The sequence below is a fragment of the Bacillus sp. AR8-1 genome, from assembly GCF_008042345.1.
Classification (GTDB): Bacteria; Bacillota; Bacilli; order Bacillales; family Bacillaceae_G; genus Bacillus_A; species Bacillus_A cereus.
On the sequence record NZ_QNUB01000005.1, the window covers coordinates 255193 to 275078 of the forward strand.

Sequence of the window (19886 nt, forward strand, 5' to 3'; positions counted from 1 at the left end):
AAATAAATAAGCTAGGAGCAGACATATGAAAAGAGGGATTACAGTAGATATTCTAGATGGATATGATAATTTACTTTGGAAAGTGTTAAAGCCAATTGATATTACTGCATTTGATTGGCAAGCCATGGGAAGGGAGGAAGCTTATATAATAGTAGGGAATGAATTAGGTCCAGAATTATTTTCAGAAGATAACGAGATCATGGCAGGTTCAGCTTTAAAAAAGCTAATAAAAGACAACATATATTATCTTTTATTTGTAGACTTAAAAGCATATCCAAAAGGGGAAGTACTAGGAGAAATTGAAACATATGAAGAATTTAAGGAGAGTAAGTGTGAAGTAGTCGTATTAGTAGCGGATGGTGATTACATACAAATTTATGTGAAAAACCAAGAAGAGATTGAAATGATGTATGAAAACGCACGGAATCAAGGATTGTATGTAGAATATATTACAGATGAAAATGATGGAAGGACTCGTATGTCAGTATGGTAGTAATGTGAAAGGGGAACAGCAATATGGAGAGAAATCTAAGTAAAGAATATACAATTCGAATTGCTACCGAAAATGAGAGTGATAGTATTAAAACTCTATTAAAAGAAGTAGCACAATGGCTACAACATAAAGAAGTGGATCAGTGGCAGTATCTTTTAGGAGAGGAAGCTACGGCTGAAATACTAGAACGTATAAGAGAGAAATATACGTATGTTGTTCTGAAAGAAGATGAAATAGTTGGTACGATTACAGTTTCTCCTAAACAAAATGAATGGGATGAACACATTTTTGGTAAAGAGGAAGTTTCTAATTCATTATATATTCATAGATTTGCGGTGAAACGAAAATATAAGGGGAATGGAATAGGAGAGAGGGTTTTACAGTGGATAGACGAGAATGTACAATGTGATAAAGAGTATTTGAAGTTAGATTGCGTGGGGCATAATCGTACGTTGAATGATTTTTATAAGAAAAATGGTTTTGAATATGTTGGAAGTACGGATGGGCTTAGTAAGTTTCAAAAGAAAAGGAGAATGTGAATGCATCCAATTAACGTAAGTTTAGTTGAAAAGTTAATACAGGAACAGTTTCCCGAATGGGCCCCTTTAGAAGTGAAACCTGTAAAGTTTAGTGGGCGTGATAATAGGACGTTTCACTTAGGGGATGAGATGAGTGTAAGATTGCCAAGTGATGTGGCATATGCACCGCAAGTAGAGAAAGAAAATAGTTGGCTTCCTATATTAAGTAAGGGACTTTCTTTACCAATTTCTACACCAATTGCGAAAGGAAATCCGTCTGAAGCGTATCCATTGCCTTGGTCTATTAATAAGTGGATAGAGGGAGAAACAGTTACGAAACAAAACGTTCGTGATTTAAATGAATTTGCAGCGGACTTAGGATCTTTTTTAGTAGAATTGCAATCTATTAATGCGAGTAACGGCCCTTTAGCTGGACCGCATAATTTTTACCGGGGCGGACTTATATCGGTATATGATGAAGAGGCGAGAGTTGCTATCGAAAATAATAAGGATATTTTTGAAGTTGCATTATTAAAGCATCTTTGGAATTTAGCACTTAGCTCAACGTGGGATCGTAAACCAGTTTGGGTGCATGGAGATGTAGCGCCGGGTAATTTACTCGTTAAAGGTGGAAAGCTTTGTGCTGTAATTGATTTTGGTATTTTAGGAGTAGGAGATCCTGCTTGTGATGCAGCGATGGCGTGGACGTTTTTTGATGAAAATAGTAGAAATGTATTTAAAGAAGTATTACGCATGGATGAAGAAACGTGGAATAGAGCGAGAGGATGGGCACTTTGGAAGGCGTTAATTACATATGATGCGAATAGGGATAGTAATGAAAAAGTAGCAGAAGAATCGTATCGTATCATGCAAGTGATTGTGGATGATTATGAGAGGTAATAGAAAAGCCTATTTTAAAATAGGCTTTTTCATATGATTAAATAGTAGAAATAGAAAGAAGGAATATAACGTAATTATACAGAATATTTAGATAATGGGAGGTGTCGAATTTTGAGTGAAATTGAATTAAAGAGTAATGTAATTAAGACAGGGCGAGAGAAGGGGATTATTCTTCGGTTTATACTTGCTAGTCTCGTTGGAGTGTTTATGTTTTTCGTTCCTGTTACGATAAACGGTGCATCGTCTATTATGATTGATCATATCGTATCGTGGATTAGGGCTTCCGTTCCAGGTGTAGTACCTTATTATGCATTATTTGTTATGGCAATTGGTGCGATTTATCCATTTTATACGAAGAAATGGAATGCATCTATCGTAGACGTTTGTTTTTCTATTTTAAAAGTAGTTGGCGTCGTTTTTGGAGTATTATATTGTTTGAAAATAGGGCCAGCTTGGTTCTTTGCACCAGATGTTGGGCCGTTTTTGTATGAGAAGCTAGTCATATCAGTAAGTTTGCTCGTTCCAATTGGTTCGGCATTTTTAGCGTTATTAGTTGGATATGGATTGCTTGAATTTATCGGTACATTTTGCCGTCCGATTATGAGGCCATTATGGAATACGCCAGGGAGATCGGCGATTGATGCAGTTGCTTCCTTCGTTGGAAGTTATTCGCTTGCCCTTCTTATTACGAATCGTGTGTATAAAGAAGGAAAGTATACGACAAAAGAAGCAGCAATTATCGCTACAGGATTTTCTACAGTATCCGCTACATTTATGATCATCATCGCAAAAACATTAGATATTATGCATTTATGGAATGTTTATTTTTGGACTACGCTTGTTGTAACATTCATCGTGACTGCTATCACCGTAAGAATCCCGCCCCTTAGTAGAAAACCAGATACATATGTAACAGAAGAAGGATTTCCAGAGCCTGTTTATAAAGAAAAAATGCTAGAACGTGCTTGGGAGGATGCGTTAGAAGTATCAAAGTCTGCACCGAGCATTATGAAAAATATTACAGTGAATTTAAAAGACGGATTTATTATGACAATGGGAATTTTACCATCTATTATGTCAGTAGGATTAATTGGTATCGTCTTAGCGAAGTTCACGCCAATATTTGATTGGATCAGTTATATTTTCTATCCGTTTACATGGCTATTACAATTACCGGAAGCAGACTTAGCTGCTAAAGCTGCATCAGTTGGTATTGCAGAAATGTTTTTACCGTCATTATTAGTAGTAAGTGCACCACTTGTGACAAAGTTTGTCATTGCAGTTGTTTCCGTATCATCTATACTGTTTTTCTCCGCTTCCATTCCTTGTATATTATCAACAGATATTCCGTTAAAAGTATCTGAACTTATTATTCTGTATGTGCAGAGAACGATTTTAACGTTGCTTATCATTACACCGATTGCTTATTTGTTGCTTTGAAGTTTTAATAAGATAAAGTTAAACAAAAGAAGCCGTCTGTAAAAAAGAGGGCTTCTTTTGTTTAAAAGCGGGATATTCTTATTTATTTTTCGTATATGACGTAACGCTTCTTAAGAAGATTCCTAGTCCCGCAAAAAAGAATCCTAAGCATAATAAGCTGCCTGGCGTTCCCCAAGTAATTTGATCTAGCATTTATTATCCCCTCCCGTTTATCATTATATAGAATTTATTGGAAATTATCAAAAAAATTCTTTTTTAAGGGTTACTGATGAGTCCTCCTACCTTATACGAGAAGAATATATTTGAAAAGAATTCTTTTCTTTATATTTCTTTATTCTTATAATACGTTTTTGATTCTTATGATATAGTAACAACAAAGGGGGCTTAAAAATGGAAATTATTCACGAAAGAGCAAAGTTGCGGTTAATGGATAATACTGATGTCGAAACTTTGTTTTCGATTGTAGAAGGAAATCGGGATATTTGGGCGTATTTAATCTCTAAAATGGATAGTGTGCAAGATATGCAACAATACGTTCAAAAAGCGATAAAGGGTTACGGAAGAGGTACTCAAATACCTTTCATAGTCGTAGATCAACAGTCGAATAAGATTGTAGGAAGTACACGTTTATATAATATTTCAGTAGAAGATAAGACAGTTGAGTTAGGGCAAACGTGGTATCATCCGAGTGTGCAACGTACGAGTATAAATACAGAGTGTAAGTATATGCTTCTTCAGTATGCTTTTGAAAAATTGCATATGCTTAGGGTACAAATTAAGACGGATGCAAGAAATGAAAAAGCACAACGAGCAATTGAAAGGTTAGGCGCAGTAAAAGAGGGTGTGCTTAGAAATGAAAGAAAATTATCGAATGGTTATGTGAGAGATGCGGTGGTGTACAGTGTTATCTCGAGTGAATGGCCAGGCGTAAAAGAACAATTGTTAGAAAAATTAGAGTTGTATAAAGAAAAGTTATAATTCGTGTTTTGAAAGGTATATTGTTCGTGAGATATGAAAAATATACCTTTTTTCTTACAAAATGCTACTTTATTTTAATTCCTTTTGTTTCATCGTTCCCTTCTGAGAAAAAATTCGTTACAATGTAGTTGTATGGTAATAAACTTATGAATTTAAAAAATGTAATGAAAACCGCAAATGAAAATGAATTGATAATCCTCAATTTTAAATGAAAACCCTTTTATACATAAATAACAAGTAAAGTTCCTTCTTTTAAATAAACTCAAACAAAACGATTTGATATAAATGTTTTTTATAGAAGTATGGATGATGTACGGAGGCAATTACAAATGAAAGAAAATAAGAAAAGTAAGAAAAGACGAATCTTTCAAGTATTTTTACTAATGATTTGTTCTGCTATTTTATATGTAAGTTATGCAGCTTACGATATTTGGAGTTATCGTTTTAAAGCAAATGATGACGTGAAAACGGATGCTGGTATCGTACTAGGCGCAGCTTCATGGAATGGAAAACCATCTCCTGTATTTAAAGAAAGAATTAATCATGCGATTTCTTTATATAGGAACGGAAATATTAAAAAGATTATTTTTACAGGTGGTACAAAGTTCGAGGCAGAACTTGAGGAAGCACGTACTGCAAGAGTATATGCAATGAAACAAGGTGTAAAAGAGGAAGATATTTTAATTGAAACTAAATCCCTTTTCACTGAAGAAAATTTAAAAAATGCGAAGCAAGTTGGAATAGAGAACGGTATACAAACATACACGATTGTAAGTGATCCACTTCATATGAAACGCGCAATGAGAATCGCAAAACATATTAATATTGAAGCGTATGCTTCACCAACGCCGACATCAGCATATAAAACGTTAGATACAGAAATACCATTCTTCTTTAAAGAATTATTCTCGTATATTGGATATGTAACCTCTTTGCCGTTAAAAGCATTGAAGGGGGACTAATATAAGAAAAGAATCTATCCTTAAATAGGAACTTTTCTTATTAGTCAAAAACATTGTATTTTTATCGGAATAGTGAAACAATAGAGAGGTAGCTTCATATAATCATAATGACAAAATGAACGGTTTATGAATCGAGCATAAAGTGAAACTTTAATCAGTGGGTGGGTTTCTCACTGATTATTAGTTGAACCAATCGGGCGTTTACGGGCAGTTGATCTCCCACCTAACTTCCTTTGCTTCACCTGAATTTTTAGGTGGGAGTTTTACTGCCCGTTAATGCGGGATAAAGGAGATTATAGTATGGCACTCTCATTTGTTGAAACAGAAGAACAGTCTTTAATTATTGAGAAAATAAATAAATTGATTCCGAAGTTCATGGAAAGGGAGCATCAGCTAAGTGAATTAGGATCATTTCCGTATGAAAATATAAATGATTTGAAAGATATTGGATATACGAAATTAACGTTACCGAAGGAATTTGGTGATAGTGCGATTTCTTTATATGACTTCGTTTTATTTCAAGAGAAAATCGCGGAAGGCTGTGGAGCTACTGCATTATCGATTGGCTGGCATCTTGGCATTGTGAAGGAGCTAGCGGAAAATCGCTCTTGGAATGATGAGATGTTCAAATGGTTTTGCGAAGAAGTACGTAATGGTGCGCTCTTTAACAGGGCAGCAACAGAACCGAAAACAGGGAGTCCGACGCGTGGCGGCAAACCAGAAACAATAGCGGTTCAACAAGGCGAGAAGTGGGTTATAAATGGAAGAAAAACTTTTACAACGATGGCGCCAGTACTTGATTATTTTATTATTTCAGCAAGTATGGAAGGCCAAGAAGAAGTTGGTGAGTTTGTCATTCCAAGAAATACACTCGGTGTATCTATTGAAGAAACGTGGGATAGCGTTGCAATGAGAGGGACTGCTAGCCACGACCTTGTCTTACAAAATGTAGAGATAGAAAGCCGCTTTTTTACGGATGTAAAAGGCGGGAAAGTGAAACAAAAGGGTATTGGCTGGTTGCTACATATACCAGCATGTTATTTAGGAATTGCACAATCAGCAAGAAATTATGCAGTTCAATTTGCGGGATCATACAAGCCAAATAGTTTAAACCATTCTATTAGTTTATTACCGAATGTTAGAAAATTAGTTGGAGAATTAGAACTCGAGCTTATGCAAGCTCGCGTCTTTTTATATCAAATTGCGAAAAAATACGATGAGGCAGAAGATAAACTGTCACTGCAAGCAGAATTAGCGGCAGTGAAATACGCTGTAACAAATGCGGCGATATCCATAGTGGATAAATCAATGCGCATCGTAGGAGCAAAAAGTTTATCAGAAAAAAATCCGCTCCATCGTTACTATTTAAACGTCAGAGCAGGATTACACAATCCACCGATGGATGATGCAACATTGTCTATGCTGGCGGATGCGGCGTTTCGGTCGTAGTATTTAAAGCTTACATTTTATTGTTTATGGATATTATAGTTGTTTTGAAAGCACGGGTTTGATTAGTAATCAAACCCGTGCTTTTTATGTGTATGAAGTACTTGGTTGAGATGTAGGTTTTTAATATAAATGATTATCATGGTTTTTTGATTGTTTCTTGTTGAAAATTCTTATTGTAATGCCAGTTTGGAGGCTGTATAAACATTTTTCGTATTTAATCCCAAATTAATGGTCTTTCTAAGTTTACCATTCGTAAATATTGTAAAAATTGACCTGCATGGACCGCATCATGATAGGCAATTCTTAATAGCATATCACCTAAATATCGTTGATAGCCAACATCACTTCTATCAATAAGTCTTGAATCTAGCTCGGCTATGCTTATTGATTGAACATATTCTATGAAGTCAGTAAAGTATGATTGTGCCAATTCAATTTCTTTTTTTACACAAGTAATTGGCTCGTCATCATACGGGGTACGTATGTCGTTTATTGAACCGTTGTTTTTTATAATCATATGATAGTAAAAAGTTGAGCTCCATACGTGACGAATCATTTCACCAAAGGACATAGCCTCAGGATCAGGCTTCCAATTAAGAAAATTATCGGGAAGAGAATTCCATAATTTTTCTGAGCGCCTTCTCGTTTCTTTTAAATTTAATATACTAAGATCAATTGCATTCATAATACATTCTCCTTTACTATTAAACTTAAAATAATTGTATCAATTTAATAGTTAGGGTATCATCGAAATATGAATGTATATCCGAATATCTCATATATAGCTAAACTAATTGCTGAACCTACAAGAGCAATCATCTTAGAGTGTCTAATGAATAATCAGGCACTACCTGCTAGTGAATTGGCTTATATGGCAAAAGTGTCACATCCAACAATTAGTTCGCATCTTTCTAAATTAGTAGAAGGGAATTTACTTACAGTTGAACAACATGGTAGACATCGTTACTATCGACTTGCTAATCAAGAAGTTGCAGAAGTGCTTGAAAAGTTAGGGACAATTGCACCAACAGTTCAAGTTCGCTCTTTAAAACAATCAAGCCAACTAAAACAAATTCGTTATGCTCGAACTTGTTATGATCATCTTGCAGGCAAACTCGGTGTAGAGATAACTGAAAAATTACTTGATAGGAAATTTATAATTTTAGAGGATGGAGAATACATTGTAACGGAACAAGGTAAGAAATGGTTTCTGAATTTTGGAATAAATATTGATAAGGCAGATATAAAAAGGAGGGTATTTGCAAAACCTTGTCTTGATTGGAGTGAACGACGCTACCATATTTCTGGTTGGTTAGGGTCTGCAATTGCAAAACTGCTTTTTGAACAGGGATGGATTACGAAAACGGATAAGAACCGAGCTGTCCATCTTACAAAGAAAGGTGTAAAGTTATTAGAAGATCAATTAGGCATTGATATGAAAACTGAGGAAAGAAAAGCTTGAAATTAGAAAAGTCCGTCAAAATGACGGGCTTTTTCATTATGGTAGGAGTGTACATGAATAATAGGATGTTATCAATAATCGTTGCTAATAAAAAATCTTTCTTTTCATTCTTCTTTTTTAAGTTTTAAAGGAGAAAGCTAGGCTTCTTATTTTTACTAATGTTATAATAAGAAAAAAGCACGAAAAGAGGTCATCTCATGCTAGAGGTTATTGCAACATGTTTAGAAGATGTAAAACGAATTGAAAGTGCTGGCGGGAAGCGGATTGAATTAATTTCATCTTATACAGAAGGTGGTTTAACACCGAGTTATGCTTTTATAAAGAAAGCGGTAGAAGCGGTAAGTATACCAATTCATGTTATGATTCGTCCGCATGCGAAGTCTTTTACATATACGGAAGAAGAAATTGAAATGATGAAAGAAGATATTGTAGTTGCTCAGAAATTAGGAGTAGCTGGTGTTGTATTAGGTGTATTAAATGAACGAAATGAAGTGGATGAAGGGAAATTAGCGAACTTACTATCTGTTGTAGATGGAATAAATGTAACGTACCACCGTGCGATAGATGATATAGAAAATCCAGTAGAAGCAATGAACACTTTAAAGAAGTTTCATAAAGTGACTCACGTTTTAACTTCAGGTGGACAGGGAAATATAGTAGAGAATATTCCGGTGCTTACAGAAATGCAAAAGGTAAGCGATGGTCAAATTCAACTTGTAGCTGGAGCTGGGGTGACGAAAGAAAATATAAAGCGATTGCTAGATGAAACTGGAATTTCGCAAGCTCATGTCGGTACAGCGGTAAGAGAAGGAAAATCATGTTTTTCTGAAATAGACCCTAATTTAGTACAAGAATTAGTTGAAATCATAAAATAAGTGCTTAAGAAAGAGGAGAAACGATGAAGGAAAATACGAAGAAAGAATTATTCTCTTGGGCTAAAACGATAGGTTTTACCCTTGTATTAATTGCTATTATTCGCGGTGTTTTATTTACACCTTCTTTAGTGCAAGGTGAATCAATGATGCCCACTTTAAAAAATAACGAACGAGTTCTCGTGAATAAGATTGGTTATAGTATAAGTGGATTAGATCGCTTTGATATTATCGTCTTCCACGGAAAAGAAGGATACGATTTAGTAAAACGAGTAATTGGTTTGCCAGGCGACACAGTTGAGTATAAAAATGATGTTTTATATGTAAACGGAAAAGCGATGGAAGAACCATATTTAAAAAAGTTTAAAGAAAAAGCAGTAGGCCGTGTATTAACTCCAGACTTTACGTTAGAACAAATCACTGGGAAAACGAAAGTGCCAGAAGGCCAAGTATTTGTTTTAGGGGATAATCGTGAAGTTTCTAAGGATGGTCGCATGTTTGGCTTTATTTCAGAAGATGAAATTGTCGGAAAAGGACAAGCTGTTTTCTGGCCGTTGGAACAAGTAAGAGCGTTATAAAGTGTGGTGAAGTATGGGAGAGATATTCTTCCATACTTTTTTATTTGCTTAAAATCTATTGAATGAATTGAAAGAATATTTTATAATTTTAAATTATATGTTTGTTTCGAAAAACGGAATTTAAGTTCCGTAATTCGGAACGAAAGGGAGATAGAATGAGTATAAATAAAACGGCAGTTAAGACAATGGATATTTTAGAGTTGTTTTATGAGCATGAAGAGCTAAGTTTAACTGAGATGGTTCAGCTTACAAATATGCCGAAAACATCTGTTTATCGTTTAATTGGTTCGTTGGAAGAGATGGAGTTTTTACAAAAAAACGAAAAGGGGAAATATCGTTTAGGGGTCGTATTTTTACGGTTCGGTCAACTTGTTTCACACCGATTATCAGTAAGAAATATAGCAATTCCTTATATGAAAGAACTTAGAGATAGTTTAGGACAGGCAGTTAATTTAATAATTCAAGATGGTAATGACGCAATTTATGTTGAAAAGATGGAAGGTGTTCAGCCAGTACGCGTGTATACGGCGGTTGGAAGAAGAGCACCACTTTATGCTGGTGCATGTCCGAGAATTTTACTATCGTATTTTTCTGAGGAAGAGAAACGGAGATACATAGAGGAAGTGGATTTAAAACAGTTTGCAGATGGAACAATTGTGGATAAGGAACAATTGCTAGAAGTGTTGCAAATGGCAAAAAAGGAAGGCTACACAATTAGTTATTCTGAGTTAGAAAATCATACAGCCGCAATAGCAGCGCCCATTTTCGCAAGTGATGGAACGGTTGTAGCAGGTATGAGTATTTCGGGATTAGCAATTGAGTACAGCGAAAGTAACATTTCATATTTTATCGCTAAGGTGAAAGAAACAGCACATCGCATTTCGAAAGAACTCGGCTTTTTGGCATAGAAAGAGGGAGTAGGATGAAATTTTCTGCGTTAGGGGATCAAGCAATTATTGTTACATTTGGTGAAGAAATTAAGATGGATATATATGAGAAAGTACAGCGGTTATTTCAAGCACTGCAGCAACATCCGTTTGCAGGAATGATTGAGTGCGTTCCGTCGTTTACTTCATTAGCTGTTTACTACAATGTATACGAAGTATGGAAGAGAAATGAGAGAAGTGAAAGGCCATATGATTACGTTCGCCAGTATATAAAGGAGCTGTGTGATTCTTATAAAGAAGAAGTAAAACAGGATGTGAAACATATTTCTATACCAGTGTGCTACGGGGGAGAATATGGACCTGATTTAGAAGAGGTTGCACATTATAAAGATTTACAAGTAGAAGATGTGATTCGAATACATAGTGAACCTACATATTTTGTATATATGTTAGGTTTTACACCAGGGTTCCCGTATTTAGGAGGACTATCAAAAGAATTAGAAACACCTAGAAAAGAAACACCACGGTTACAAATCTCTCCTGGTTCAGTAGGTATTGGCGGAAATCAAACAGGTATATATGCGCTTGAAACACCAGGAGGATGGAATATTATCGGCCGAACTCCTATTTCATTATTTAATCCGGAAGAAGAAATACCAACATATATTCAAAGTGGTATGTATTTACGATTTATCCCAATAACGAAGGAAGAGTACGTATCACTTGAGGGGGCTAAAGAATGGATGTAGAAGTTTTGCATGCGGGAATGTTTACAACAGTCCAAGATTTAGGGCGATCTCATTATCAACAATACGGTGTACCAGTTGGCGGGACTATGGATCAAAGTGCACTTCGGATGATCAATATGTTAGTTGGTAATGAGGAGAATGAAGCGGGACTCGAAATGACGATTATGGGACCTAAATTGTTAATAAAGAAAACGACTTTACTTGCGATTGGCGGAGCAGATATGGAACCGTTATTGAATGGAGAACGTATCCCGTTATGGCGTCCCATTTTAGCGGAAGAAGGTAGTATGCTTTGTTTTGGAAAAGTGAAAAGTGGTTGCAGAGCGTATGTAACTTTTGCGGGTGGTATACATATTGAGCGTACAATGGGAAGCAAAAGTACGTACATACGTGCTGCGATTGGTGGTATAGAAGGAAGAATGTTGAAAAAGGGTAACTACTTCCAAATTGGTGCACAACCAGAAATGGCGAGTCGTTTCATTCAAGATTTACAAAAAGATGCGAGAATAAAAACGAAATGGGCAATTAGCAACAGAGTACTACCAAAGTATAAGAAACATCCAAAGCTTCGTGTCATAACTGACTTTGAATATGATCAATTTACAGAAGAAAGTAGAAAGGCATTTTTTACGAAAGAGTATAAGGTATCTAATTATGCTGACCGTATGGGCTATAGGGTTGAGGGAGAAGTTTTAAATAGGAATGAAGAAAAAGAGATTTTATCGAGTCCTGTTACATTTGGAACCATTCAAGTTCCTAATGGTGGACAGCCGATTATATTAATGGCAGATAGGCAAACGACAGGTGGCTATCCGAGAATGGGAAGTATCATTTCAGTAGATTTACCTCTTCTTGCCCAGCTAAAGCCGGGGGACTATGTTTCTTTTGAGAAAATTACGCTTGAAGAAGCGGAACAATTGTACATAGAACAAGAAGTAAATATGAATCTATTAAAGAAATTCATCGCTTTACGAAGCTGAAATTAGGAGGAATACATTATGACTACAATCGATTTAAACTGTGATTTAGGAGAAAGTTTTGGCGCTTATAAAATGGGGAATGATGATGAAATTCTTCCGTTCGTTTCCTCTATAAACGTTGCTTGCGGTTTTCATGCGGGTGATCCGTCTATTATGCGTCAAACTGTTGAAAAAGCTTTGGAGCATAACGTAGCAATAGGGGCGCATCCTGGATTTCCTGATTTAATTGGATTTGGTAGAAGAAACATGAATATTTCAGCAAGTGAAGTATACGATTATGTTTTATATCAAACAGGCGCATTAGACGCATTTGTGAAAGCGGCAGGCGGGAAAATGCAGCATGTAAAGCCGCACGGTGCCTTATATAATATGGCGGCAACTAATCCGGAAATTACAGATGCAATTGCAAAGGCAATTTATTATATAAATCCAAGTCTATTACTTTATGGTTTAGCAAATAGCGAGGCGTTTATACAGGCTGCAGAAAAATACAAAGTAACTCTTGTACAAGAGGCTTTTGCGGATCGTACATATAAGCAAGATGGTACATTAACGAGCCGTACAGAAGAAAATGCGCTTATAAAAGATGAAGACGAAGCGATAAAGCAAGTACTTCAAATGGTGAAAGAAGGCCATGTAAATGCGGTCAATGGAGAGAAAGTAGCAGTTCAGGCGCAAACGATTTGTTTACACGGCGATGGGGAAAAAGCAGTGCAATTTGCGAGAAGAATATACAGAACATTCGAACTCAATGAAATTTCTATTTGTGCACCGAAATAAAAAATGAGAGGAAGTGCTAGAAATGATTAAATTAATTGGGATACTACTTGTTGCAGTGGGCTTTTTATTTAGATTAAATACACTTTTAGTAGTTATGGTTGCAGGTATTGTTACTGGTATGGTTTCAGGGTTAAGTTTTTATGATGTGATCAGCATGTTCGGTAAATTTTTCATAGAAAATAGATATATGTCTATGCCAATTATATTAACTTTACCGGTAATCGGAATTTTAGAGCGTTACGGTTTAAAAGAAAGAGCAGAAGCACTTATAACGAAATCAAAAGGAGCAACAACTGGAAGAGTATTAATGTCATATTTTACGATAAGAGAATCATCAGCAGCACTAGGGCTTAATATTGGTGGGCATGCGCAAACAGTAAGGCCGCTCGTTGCACCGATGGCAGAAGGGGCCGCGCAAGGTAAATACGGTAAACTTCCTGAAAAATTAAGAGAAAAGATTAAAGCAAACGCAGCAGCAGCTGAAAATACAGCTTGGTTTTTCGGAGAAGATATTTTCATCGCAACTGGAGCTATTTTATTAATGAAAGGATTCTTCGATTCAGTAGGTATGCATGTCGGAGTATGGGATATGGCACTTTGGGGCATTCCGACAGCAATATCTGCACTTATTGTAAGCTGGATTAGATTTAGAAGGTTTGATAAATATATAGAGAAAACAATGAAGGCAGAAGGAAAAAAAGAGAAGGAGGCAATCTAATATGAACATCATAACAATGGATACAATCTATTATGTATTAGGGATAATCGTTACTTTTATTGCTGTTCGTATCGCATTCGATCGTGAACATCCAAACAGATTCGGTTCTAGTTTATTTTGGGCATTGTTTGCAGTTACATTTTTATTCGGAAATGTAATTCCTTCGTTTTACGTTGGCTGTATAGTGCTCGCTATGGTCGTTTTAGCTTCACTAAATAAAGTAACAAAATCAGAGGAAAAAGAAGTTCCAGTACAAGAACGTGTGAAACATGCTGAGAAATTAAAAAATAAAATTTTTATGCCTGCACTTTTAATTCCTATTTTTACAATTATCGGTACGTTGACGTTAGGGAAAATCAAATGGGGAAATGTCTCTCTTGTTGATCCAGATAAAGTAACGTTAGTTGCATTAGCGCTTGGTGCATTACTTGCATTCGTTGCGGCGATGCGTATTACAAAATCAAAAATAACAACGCCTGTACAAGAAGGAAGCAGACTATTACAAGCTGTCGGCTGGGCTGTAATTTTACCACAAATGTTAGCAGCACTTGGCGGTATATTCGCGAAGTCTGGCGTTGGGCAAGTTGTTTCAGATTTAGTCGGACAAGTGCTGCCGACAGAGTATCCGTTCGTTGCTGTTATGGCGTACTGTTTAGGCATGATGCTATTTACAGTCGTAATGGGAAATGCATTCGCAGCGTTTGCTGTTATTACTGGCGGAATTGGCTTACCTTTAATAGTTCAAATGCACGGCGGAAACCCAGCAATTATGGCAGCACTCGGTATGTTTGCTGGATATTGCGGAACGCTGCTTACACCAATGGCAGCAAACTTTAATATCGTACCTGCGATGCTTTTAGAGCTAAAGGATAAAAATGCGGTTATTAAAGCGCAAGTACCAATTGCTCTTTCAATTTTTATCATAAATATGTTTATTATGTACGGCCTTGTATATCGTTTCTAATTAGGAGGATAAAACTATGAAAACAGTATTATTAACAGGGTTTGATCCGTTTGGCGGAGAAAATATCAATCCAGCTTGGGAAGTAGCAAAAGGTTTGCATGAAAAAACAATTGGAGAATACAAGATAATAAGCAAACAAGTACCAACTGTATTTCATAAATCAATAAGCGTATTAAAAGAGTATATAGAAGAACTAGCGCCGGAAATTATTATATGTATCGGACAAGCTGGGGGCAGACCAGATATTACGATAGAACGTGTCGCAATTAATATTGATGATGCAAGAATTGCTGATAATGAAGGCAATCAGCCGGTAGATGTACCAGTTGTAGAAGAAGGAGTGATTGCATATTGGTCTACACTTCCGATGAAAGCAATCGTAAAAAAACTTCGCGAAGAGGGCATACCGTCATCTGTTTCACAGACGGCAGGCACATTCGTTTGTAATCACTTATTCTATGGACTTATGCATGAACTAGAGAAACATGATAAGAAAATAAAAGGCGGATTCATTCACATTCCGTTCTTACCAGAACAAGCGAGTAATTATCCAGGGCAACCGAGTATGTCACTTTCTACTATTCGTAAGGGGATAGAATTGGCAATCGAAGTAACGACGACAGTTGAAGTAGATATTGTAGAGATTGGGGGCGCAACGCATTAAGTAAAATGAATTGTACAACACCTCCTGTAAACAACTGGTATAATAAGAATAGGAAAATACATAGAGGTGATTTTTGTGCAGCAATTTGAAGAGGTTCGTTCAATTTTAGAAAAAGCGAAGAAAATTACAGTATTAACAGGCGCAGGTGCAAGTACGGAAAGTGGTATCCCAGATTTTCGTTCAGCAAATGGATTGTATGCTGATGCGAATGTGGAGATGTACTTATCAAGAGGGTATTATAATCGAAGTCCGAAAGAGTTTTGGAAGCATTATAAAGAAATCTTTCAAATTAATACGTTCCATCAATATAAACCAAATCGTGGACATCGCTTTTTAGCTGCGCTAGAAGAACAAGGGAAAGATATTACGATTTTAACGCAAAATATTGACGGTTTACATCAATTAGGTGGCAGTAAGCATGTCATCGATTTACATGGAACACTTCAAACAGCACATTGTCCAAAATGTAAATCAGGCTATGATTTACAGTATATGATTAATCATGAAGTGCCGCGCTGTCAGAAGTGTAATTTCATTTTAAATCCAGACGTTGTTTTATACGGAGATACATTGCCGCAATATCAAAATGCAATCAAACGTTTATATGAAACAGATGTGCTTATCGTTATGGGAACGTCACTAAAAGTACAGCCTGTCGCTTCATTCCCGCAAATTGCAAAGAGGGAAGTAGGAGCAACAACCATCTTAGTAAATGAAGAGTTAACAGGACAGGAATATAACTTTGATTATGTTTTTCAAAATAAGATTGGTGAGTTTGTTGAGGGATTATCTTCAATGAAATAAACTATTAAAAAAACTGAGGTATCCACCTCAGTTTTTTATTTGAGTAATTGCTATATTAAACAACATGAAAACATGTCGATAGTGTAGTAACCACATCTCTATAATTTATAAAAAAGTGTTTCGTAGGTAAAATGGCAGAGTAAGAAGTAATATTATCTTTAGTGAATACACAGTCGTCATAAAGTAAGCTAATTTGTAGCTGTTGTGAAGATTTTATTCCGTTTTGTTTTAAGTATAAAACTAAGTCATTATAGAGTTGTTCACTATAATGACTTACGGAATATTCTATTGAAAGCTGACCTGCTATGCTAGTCCACCATACTTTAAAACTACATATTAATTCTATAAATGATTCCTCATCACATAAATTAGCGTCAAAAAGCTTCTCATAAAATATATGATTCTCCTCGTGAAAAATCTGTAAATCATATCTGTCGTTAGCAGTTTGCTTACGAAGAGTCAGCCATAATTCTTTGAAATTTGTTTTAAAGTCAGTGGAGAAATGTAATGTTTTTGTTATGTAAGGAAAACGAAAATTTTCTTTTTTTCCTTTTTGATTGAGATAAATATTTTGAATATAGATCATAAAGTTTAAACAATGTGGCGTATTAGTATGTATGATAAACGAATCTGTCATTTTCGTTCTCTCCTTAAGTAATGTCTTTTATGAATTTATTTCTTTAGTATACAAATAAATGTAAACGAATGGTATAAAAATCAATTTGCCCATTTTTCTTTTAGAATAATATTCATGTTATTGTGCATTAAGGGAATGGTAATAAATAGGATAATAAATTAAAAAACTGAAAATTAAATCTTTTATTTCTTTAGTAATTAATATAAAATTCTATATATATCATATAAATAAATTTGATACATAATGATTTTGCGTAGAAATGTTAATAGAATGAAGCGAGGGAGCGAAATGAGACAGAAAAAGGAGCAGAAAAAACAATCGAAAAAGAAAAAGACTCATATTCCATTTCGGTTAAATGTACTATTTTTTATTGTCTTTCTTTTATTTTCAGCTATTATAATTCAATTAGGTAAAGTACAAATCATTGATGGAGAAACGTATAGAAATGAAGTAAACAAAAAGGAAGATGTAACGGTAAGTACTCCCGTTCCTAGAGGGAAAATGTTTGATCGACAAGGTCACGTTATTGTAAATAATAAACCATTACGAACCGTTACATATACGAAAATGAGAGGAGTGGACTCGAAAGAAGTTTTACAAGTAGCAAGAGATTTAGCTAAGCTAATTGAAATGTCGCAAGAGGACATGGATAAGTTAACAGAGACAGATAAAAAAGATTTTTGGATGCAGTTAAATGAAAAGCGGGCAGCGGCGAAAGTAACGAAAGAAGATGAGAGTAAATTTAGAAAGCAAGAAATAGAAGGAAAAGAATTAGATAAAAAAGTAGAAGAACTGCGCCGGGAAAGAATTACACAAGAGGAATTAAATGAGCTTTCAAAGGAAGATATAGAAGTATTAGTGATTAAAAGCAAAATGAATGCGGGATATAAAATGACACCGCAAATCGTTAAAAAAGATGTAAGTGAAAATGAATATGCTGTCGTTAGTGAAAGGTTGGCAAGTTTACCAGGGGTAGATACGACAGTAGATTGGGAACGTGAATACCCAAATGATAAAATACTGCGCTCTATACTAGGTAGCGTTTCTAATGAAAATGAAGGGTTGCCAAGAGAACAATTAGATTATTATTTAGTTCGTGATTATAATCGAAACGACCGTATTGGTAAAAGTTACATCGAAAAACAATACGAAGATGCACTACATGGAACGAAAGAACAGTCTAAAAATATTATGGATAAAGCAGGGAAGATTGTTCGAACAGAAAAAGTGACTGAAGGAAAAAGTGGAAATAACTTGATGTTAACAGTCGATATGGATTTACAGAAAAGAGTAGAGGGAAGCCTTGAAAAGAATTTACGAGCCTTTCATGCTGCAGAGCCGATGATGGATCGTGCGTTCGTAGTAATGATGAATCCGAAAAACGGTCAAATTTTATCAATGGCAGGAAAGAAAATTGTAAATAAAGATGGCGGTATGCAAATAGAAGATTATGCATTAGGAACGATGACAAGTTCTTATGAGTTAGGGTCAACTGTAAAAGGGGCTACTTTATTAACTGGATATCAAACAGAAGCGATTAAGCCGTATACACACTTCTTTGATGCGCCAATGTATTTTAAAGGAAGTTCTAAGCCGAAGAAATCGTGGAAAGAATTTGGGGATATTGATGATTTAAGAGCTTTGCAAGTGTCATCGAACGTTTATATGTTTAATACAGCTTTAAAAATGGCAGGCATTAATTATGTTCCAAACAATCCATTAGATATTAAACAAGAAACATTTAATAAAATGCGCTACTATTTTAGACAATTTGGCCTAGGTGTGTCGACTGGTATTGACCTGCCAAATGAATCAATCGGTCAAATAGGTAGAACTGATAACATACCCGGATTTTTACTTGATTATGCGATTGGACAGTATGATACATATACGCCGCTTCAGCTTGCGCAATATATTTCAACCATTGCAAATGGCGGTTACCGAATGAAACCACAAATTGTACAAGAAGTTAGAGAGCAACCGAATAGACCAGAGGATGCAGGAAAAGTCGTTCGGTCGATTGAACCAGTTGTATTAAATAGAGTGGATATGGAAACTTCGTACATTAATCATGTAAAAGAAGGATTTAGAAGAGTTTTTCAAGAAGCTGACGGAACCGGAACCGGAACATTTAAAGGTCTACCATATAAACCAGCGGGAAAAACAGGAACAGCTGAGACAGTATATGGTGGAGAAAGTGATATTGGAAGAGATGAGAACAACAACCGAAAAAAATGTTATAATTTAACTCTTGCCGGTTATGCACCATATGATGCGGATCCGGAAGTAGCTTTTTCAGTTGTTGTACCATGGGTGAATGATGATAAATCAGGAATTAATTCTGCGATTGGTAAAGAGATTTTGGATGCGTATTTTGAATTAAAAACAAATAGATCAAATACAAATTCAATTCCAGTAGAACAACCGAACAAGGCACAGTAAAAATAGTATCACTGCATGGAAACATATTGTGCAGTGATATATTTTTTGAGTTAAAAAGCGCTTTATAAGGTGGGAATGGATATGAAAAAGGAGATTAAGAGAGGCTGGGGAAAGTACATACTATTTATATTGGTGATAGTCATAGGCTACCATTCTTTTACTTTATGTAAGGTGGAAGGGGAATCGATGCAGCCGACTTTATATGAAGAAGACTACGTATTTGTAAATAAAGCGGTAGTACGTCTTTCTAATTTACAACACGGAGAAATTGTCATTATAAAAGAAGAGGATGAATCGAAATATTATGTGAAACGTGTAATAGGGCTTCCTGGTGATGTAATTAACATAACGAACGGAAAGGTATATGTGAACGATAAAAAGCAAGAAGAACCATATACGAACAAAGATTTATTTAACAACACACAAGTGTTTTATAACTTTCAAAAGACAAAAATTCCGCCAAATAAGTTATTTGTAATGGGAGATAACCGCGAAGTAAGTAGAGATAGTCGCAATGGCTTAGGATATATTGAAGAAGATAACATAATTGGCAAGGTGGAATTCGTATATTATCCTTTTTCAAAAATGAAAATGATAGAATAAGTGGGG

At 35.5% G+C, this 19886-nt stretch carries 22 protein-coding genes; 20 read left to right on the top strand and 2 right to left on the bottom strand.

Features of this window, described 5'->3' with window-relative positions; translation table 11 throughout:
• Nucleotides 1-25 precede the first annotated feature (25 nt).
• The 7 genes from DN400_RS02565 to DN400_RS02595 all read left to right on the top strand — a co-directional run bounded on the left by DN400_RS02565 (nt 26) and on the right by DN400_RS02595 (nt 6740).
• The gene (locus DN400_RS02565; protein ID WP_000820194.1) at nt 26-493 is read left to right on the top strand and encodes a DUF2691 family protein; all 468 of its coding nucleotides are present in this window, start codon (nt 26-28) and stop codon (nt 491-493) included.
• Between the two features lie 23 nt (nt 494-516).
• On the top strand, nt 517-1032 hold the full coding sequence (locus tag DN400_RS02570; protein WP_000440793.1) for a GNAT family N-acetyltransferase: 516 nt from the start codon (nt 517-519) through the stop codon (nt 1030-1032).
• Nucleotides 1033-1911 (top strand): aminoglycoside phosphotransferase family protein, encoded by an 879-nt coding sequence (locus tag DN400_RS02575; protein WP_147801531.1) that lies wholly within the window; start codon nt 1033-1035, stop codon nt 1909-1911.
• A gap of 111 nt (nt 1912-2022) precedes the next feature.
• The gene (locus DN400_RS02580) at nt 2023-3351 is read left to right on the top strand and encodes a YjiH family protein (RefSeq protein ID WP_065229022.1); all 1329 of its coding nucleotides are present in this window, start codon (nt 2023-2025) and stop codon (nt 3349-3351) included.
• Between the two features lie 390 nt (nt 3352-3741).
• A complete protein-coding gene (locus DN400_RS02585) occupies nt 3742-4329 on the top strand; it encodes a GNAT family N-acetyltransferase (protein WP_097914066.1) in 588 nt (195 codons plus the stop codon).
• A gap of 329 nt (nt 4330-4658) precedes the next feature.
• On the top strand, nt 4659-5291 hold the full coding sequence (locus DN400_RS02590) for a YdcF family protein (RefSeq protein ID WP_000662218.1): 633 nt from the start codon (nt 4659-4661) through the stop codon (nt 5289-5291).
• A 300-nt stretch (nt 5292-5591) separates the two neighbouring features.
• Nucleotides 5592-6740: an acyl-CoA dehydrogenase family protein gene (locus DN400_RS02595; protein ID WP_001218355.1), complete on the top strand. Its 1149-nt coding sequence runs from the start codon at nt 5592-5594 to the stop codon at nt 6738-6740.
• 214 nt (nt 6741-6954) lie between these two features.
• Here the strand turns inward: DN400_RS02595 and DN400_RS02600 are convergent, their stop codons facing one another.
• The gene (locus DN400_RS02600; RefSeq protein WP_000991274.1) at nt 6955-7425 is read right to left on the bottom strand and encodes a DinB family protein; all 471 of its coding nucleotides are present in this window, start codon (nt 7423-7425) and stop codon (nt 6955-6957) included.
• A 69-nt stretch (nt 7426-7494) separates the two neighbouring features.
• Here DN400_RS02600 and DN400_RS02605 point away from each other — a divergent pair, with 69 nt between their 5' ends.
• The 11 genes from DN400_RS02605 to DN400_RS02655 all read left to right on the top strand — a co-directional run bounded on the left by DN400_RS02605 (nt 7495) and on the right by DN400_RS02655 (nt 16198).
• Complete coding sequence (locus DN400_RS02605) at nt 7495-8202, top strand: ArsR/SmtB family transcription factor (protein ID WP_001103831.1); 708 nt, start codon at nt 7495-7497, stop codon at nt 8200-8202.
• Between the two features lie 197 nt (nt 8203-8399).
• Nucleotides 8400-9077 carry a copper homeostasis protein CutC gene (locus tag DN400_RS02610; RefSeq protein ID WP_000895115.1) on the top strand — a complete coding sequence of 226 codons (678 nt, stop codon included), beginning with the start codon at nt 8400-8402 and terminating at the stop codon, nt 9075-9077.
• Between the two features lie 23 nt (nt 9078-9100).
• A complete protein-coding gene (gene lepB / locus DN400_RS02615) occupies nt 9101-9652 on the top strand; it encodes a signal peptidase I (protein WP_000662498.1) in 552 nt (183 codons plus the stop codon).
• Between the two features lie 155 nt (nt 9653-9807).
• Nucleotides 9808-10560 carry an IclR family transcriptional regulator gene (locus tag DN400_RS02620; protein ID WP_000026359.1) on the top strand — a complete coding sequence of 251 codons (753 nt, stop codon included), beginning with the start codon at nt 9808-9810 and terminating at the stop codon, nt 10558-10560.
• Between the two features lie 14 nt (nt 10561-10574).
• Entirely contained in the window at nt 10575-11288 is a 714-nt protein-coding gene (gene pxpB / locus DN400_RS02625) for a 5-oxoprolinase subunit PxpB (RefSeq protein WP_147801532.1), read from the top strand.
• Nucleotides 11279-12268, top strand: coding sequence for a 5-oxoprolinase subunit C family protein (locus DN400_RS02630; RefSeq protein WP_147801533.1), 990 nt, complete (start codon nt 11279-11281; stop codon nt 12266-12268). The genes pxpB and DN400_RS02630 overlap by 10 nt, the downstream gene beginning before the upstream one ends.
• An 18-nt stretch (nt 12269-12286) precedes the next feature.
• Complete coding sequence (gene pxpA, locus DN400_RS02635) at nt 12287-13048, top strand: 5-oxoprolinase subunit PxpA (protein ID WP_147801534.1); 762 nt, start codon at nt 12287-12289, stop codon at nt 13046-13048.
• A gap of 22 nt (nt 13049-13070) precedes the next feature.
• Complete coding sequence (locus tag DN400_RS02640) at nt 13071-13766, top strand: DUF969 domain-containing protein (protein WP_016512633.1); 696 nt, start codon at nt 13071-13073, stop codon at nt 13764-13766.
• Between the two features lies 1 nt (nt 13767).
• Complete coding sequence (locus tag DN400_RS02645) at nt 13768-14730, top strand: DUF979 domain-containing protein (protein ID WP_016512634.1); 963 nt, start codon at nt 13768-13770, stop codon at nt 14728-14730.
• 16 nt (nt 14731-14746) lie between these two features.
• Nucleotides 14747-15394: a pyroglutamyl-peptidase I gene (gene pcp, locus DN400_RS02650; protein WP_097997360.1), complete on the top strand. Its 648-nt coding sequence runs from the start codon at nt 14747-14749 to the stop codon at nt 15392-15394.
• A gap of 75 nt (nt 15395-15469) precedes the next feature.
• On the top strand, nt 15470-16198 hold the full coding sequence (locus DN400_RS02655) for an NAD-dependent protein deacylase (RefSeq protein WP_142317204.1): 729 nt from the start codon (nt 15470-15472) through the stop codon (nt 16196-16198).
• A 55-nt stretch (nt 16199-16253) separates the two neighbouring features.
• Here the strand turns inward: DN400_RS02655 and DN400_RS02660 are convergent, their stop codons facing one another.
• The gene (locus DN400_RS02660) at nt 16254-16835 is read right to left on the bottom strand and encodes a hypothetical protein (RefSeq protein WP_098211798.1); all 582 of its coding nucleotides are present in this window, start codon (nt 16833-16835) and stop codon (nt 16254-16256) included.
• Nucleotides 16836-17123: 288 nt separating this feature from the next.
• Between DN400_RS02660 and DN400_RS02665 the strand changes: the two genes are divergently transcribed.
• Both DN400_RS02665 and lepB (DN400_RS02670) read left to right on the top strand, forming a co-directional pair.
• Entirely contained in the window at nt 17124-19277 is a 2154-nt protein-coding gene (locus DN400_RS02665; protein WP_023522349.1) for a peptidoglycan D,D-transpeptidase FtsI family protein, read from the top strand.
• Between the two features lie 81 nt (nt 19278-19358).
• Nucleotides 19359-19880, top strand: coding sequence for a signal peptidase I (gene lepB, locus DN400_RS02670; RefSeq protein WP_002094069.1), 522 nt, complete (start codon nt 19359-19361; stop codon nt 19878-19880).
• Nucleotides 19881-19886: the final 6 nt, after the last annotated feature.

Coding starts and splice junctions, on each gene's coding strand:
- DN400_RS02660 (WP_098211798.1), bottom strand. CDS start 16,835: ATGACAGATTCGTTTATCATACATACTAATACGCCACATTGTTTAAAC.
- DN400_RS02640 (WP_016512633.1), top strand. CDS start 13,071: ATGATTAAATTAATTGGGATACTACTTGTTGCAGTGGGCTTTTTATTT.
- DN400_RS02570 (WP_000440793.1), top strand. CDS start 517: ATGGAGAGAAATCTAAGTAAAGAATATACAATTCGAATTGCTACCGAA.
- lepB (WP_000662498.1), top strand. CDS start 9,101: ATGAAGGAAAATACGAAGAAAGAATTATTCTCTTGGGCTAAAACGATA.
- DN400_RS02585 (WP_097914066.1), top strand. CDS start 3,742: ATGGAAATTATTCACGAAAGAGCAAAGTTGCGGTTAATGGATAATACT.
- DN400_RS02610 (WP_000895115.1), top strand. CDS start 8,400: ATGCTAGAGGTTATTGCAACATGTTTAGAAGATGTAAAACGAATTGAA.
- DN400_RS02605 (WP_001103831.1), top strand. CDS start 7,495: ATGAATGTATATCCGAATATCTCATATATAGCTAAACTAATTGCTGAA.
- pxpB (WP_147801532.1), top strand. CDS start 10,575: ATGAAATTTTCTGCGTTAGGGGATCAAGCAATTATTGTTACATTTGGT.
- DN400_RS02630 (WP_147801533.1), top strand. CDS start 11,279: ATGGATGTAGAAGTTTTGCATGCGGGAATGTTTACAACAGTCCAAGAT.
- lepB (WP_002094069.1), top strand. CDS start 19,359: ATGAAAAAGGAGATTAAGAGAGGCTGGGGAAAGTACATACTATTTATA.
- DN400_RS02665 (WP_023522349.1), top strand. CDS start 17,124: ATGAGACAGAAAAAGGAGCAGAAAAAACAATCGAAAAAGAAAAAGACT.
- DN400_RS02620 (WP_000026359.1), top strand. CDS start 9,808: ATGAGTATAAATAAAACGGCAGTTAAGACAATGGATATTTTAGAGTTG.
- DN400_RS02590 (WP_000662218.1), top strand. CDS start 4,659: ATGAAAGAAAATAAGAAAAGTAAGAAAAGACGAATCTTTCAAGTATTT.
- DN400_RS02565 (WP_000820194.1), top strand. CDS start 26: ATGAAAAGAGGGATTACAGTAGATATTCTAGATGGATATGATAATTTA.
- DN400_RS02600 (WP_000991274.1), bottom strand. CDS start 7,425: ATGAATGCAATTGATCTTAGTATATTAAATTTAAAAGAAACGAGAAGG.
- pcp (WP_097997360.1), top strand. CDS start 14,747: ATGAAAACAGTATTATTAACAGGGTTTGATCCGTTTGGCGGAGAAAAT.
- DN400_RS02595 (WP_001218355.1), top strand. CDS start 5,592: ATGGCACTCTCATTTGTTGAAACAGAAGAACAGTCTTTAATTATTGAG.
- DN400_RS02575 (WP_147801531.1), top strand. CDS start 1,033: ATGCATCCAATTAACGTAAGTTTAGTTGAAAAGTTAATACAGGAACAG.
- DN400_RS02645 (WP_016512634.1), top strand. CDS start 13,768: ATGAACATCATAACAATGGATACAATCTATTATGTATTAGGGATAATC.
- pxpA (WP_147801534.1), top strand. CDS start 12,287: ATGACTACAATCGATTTAAACTGTGATTTAGGAGAAAGTTTTGGCGCT.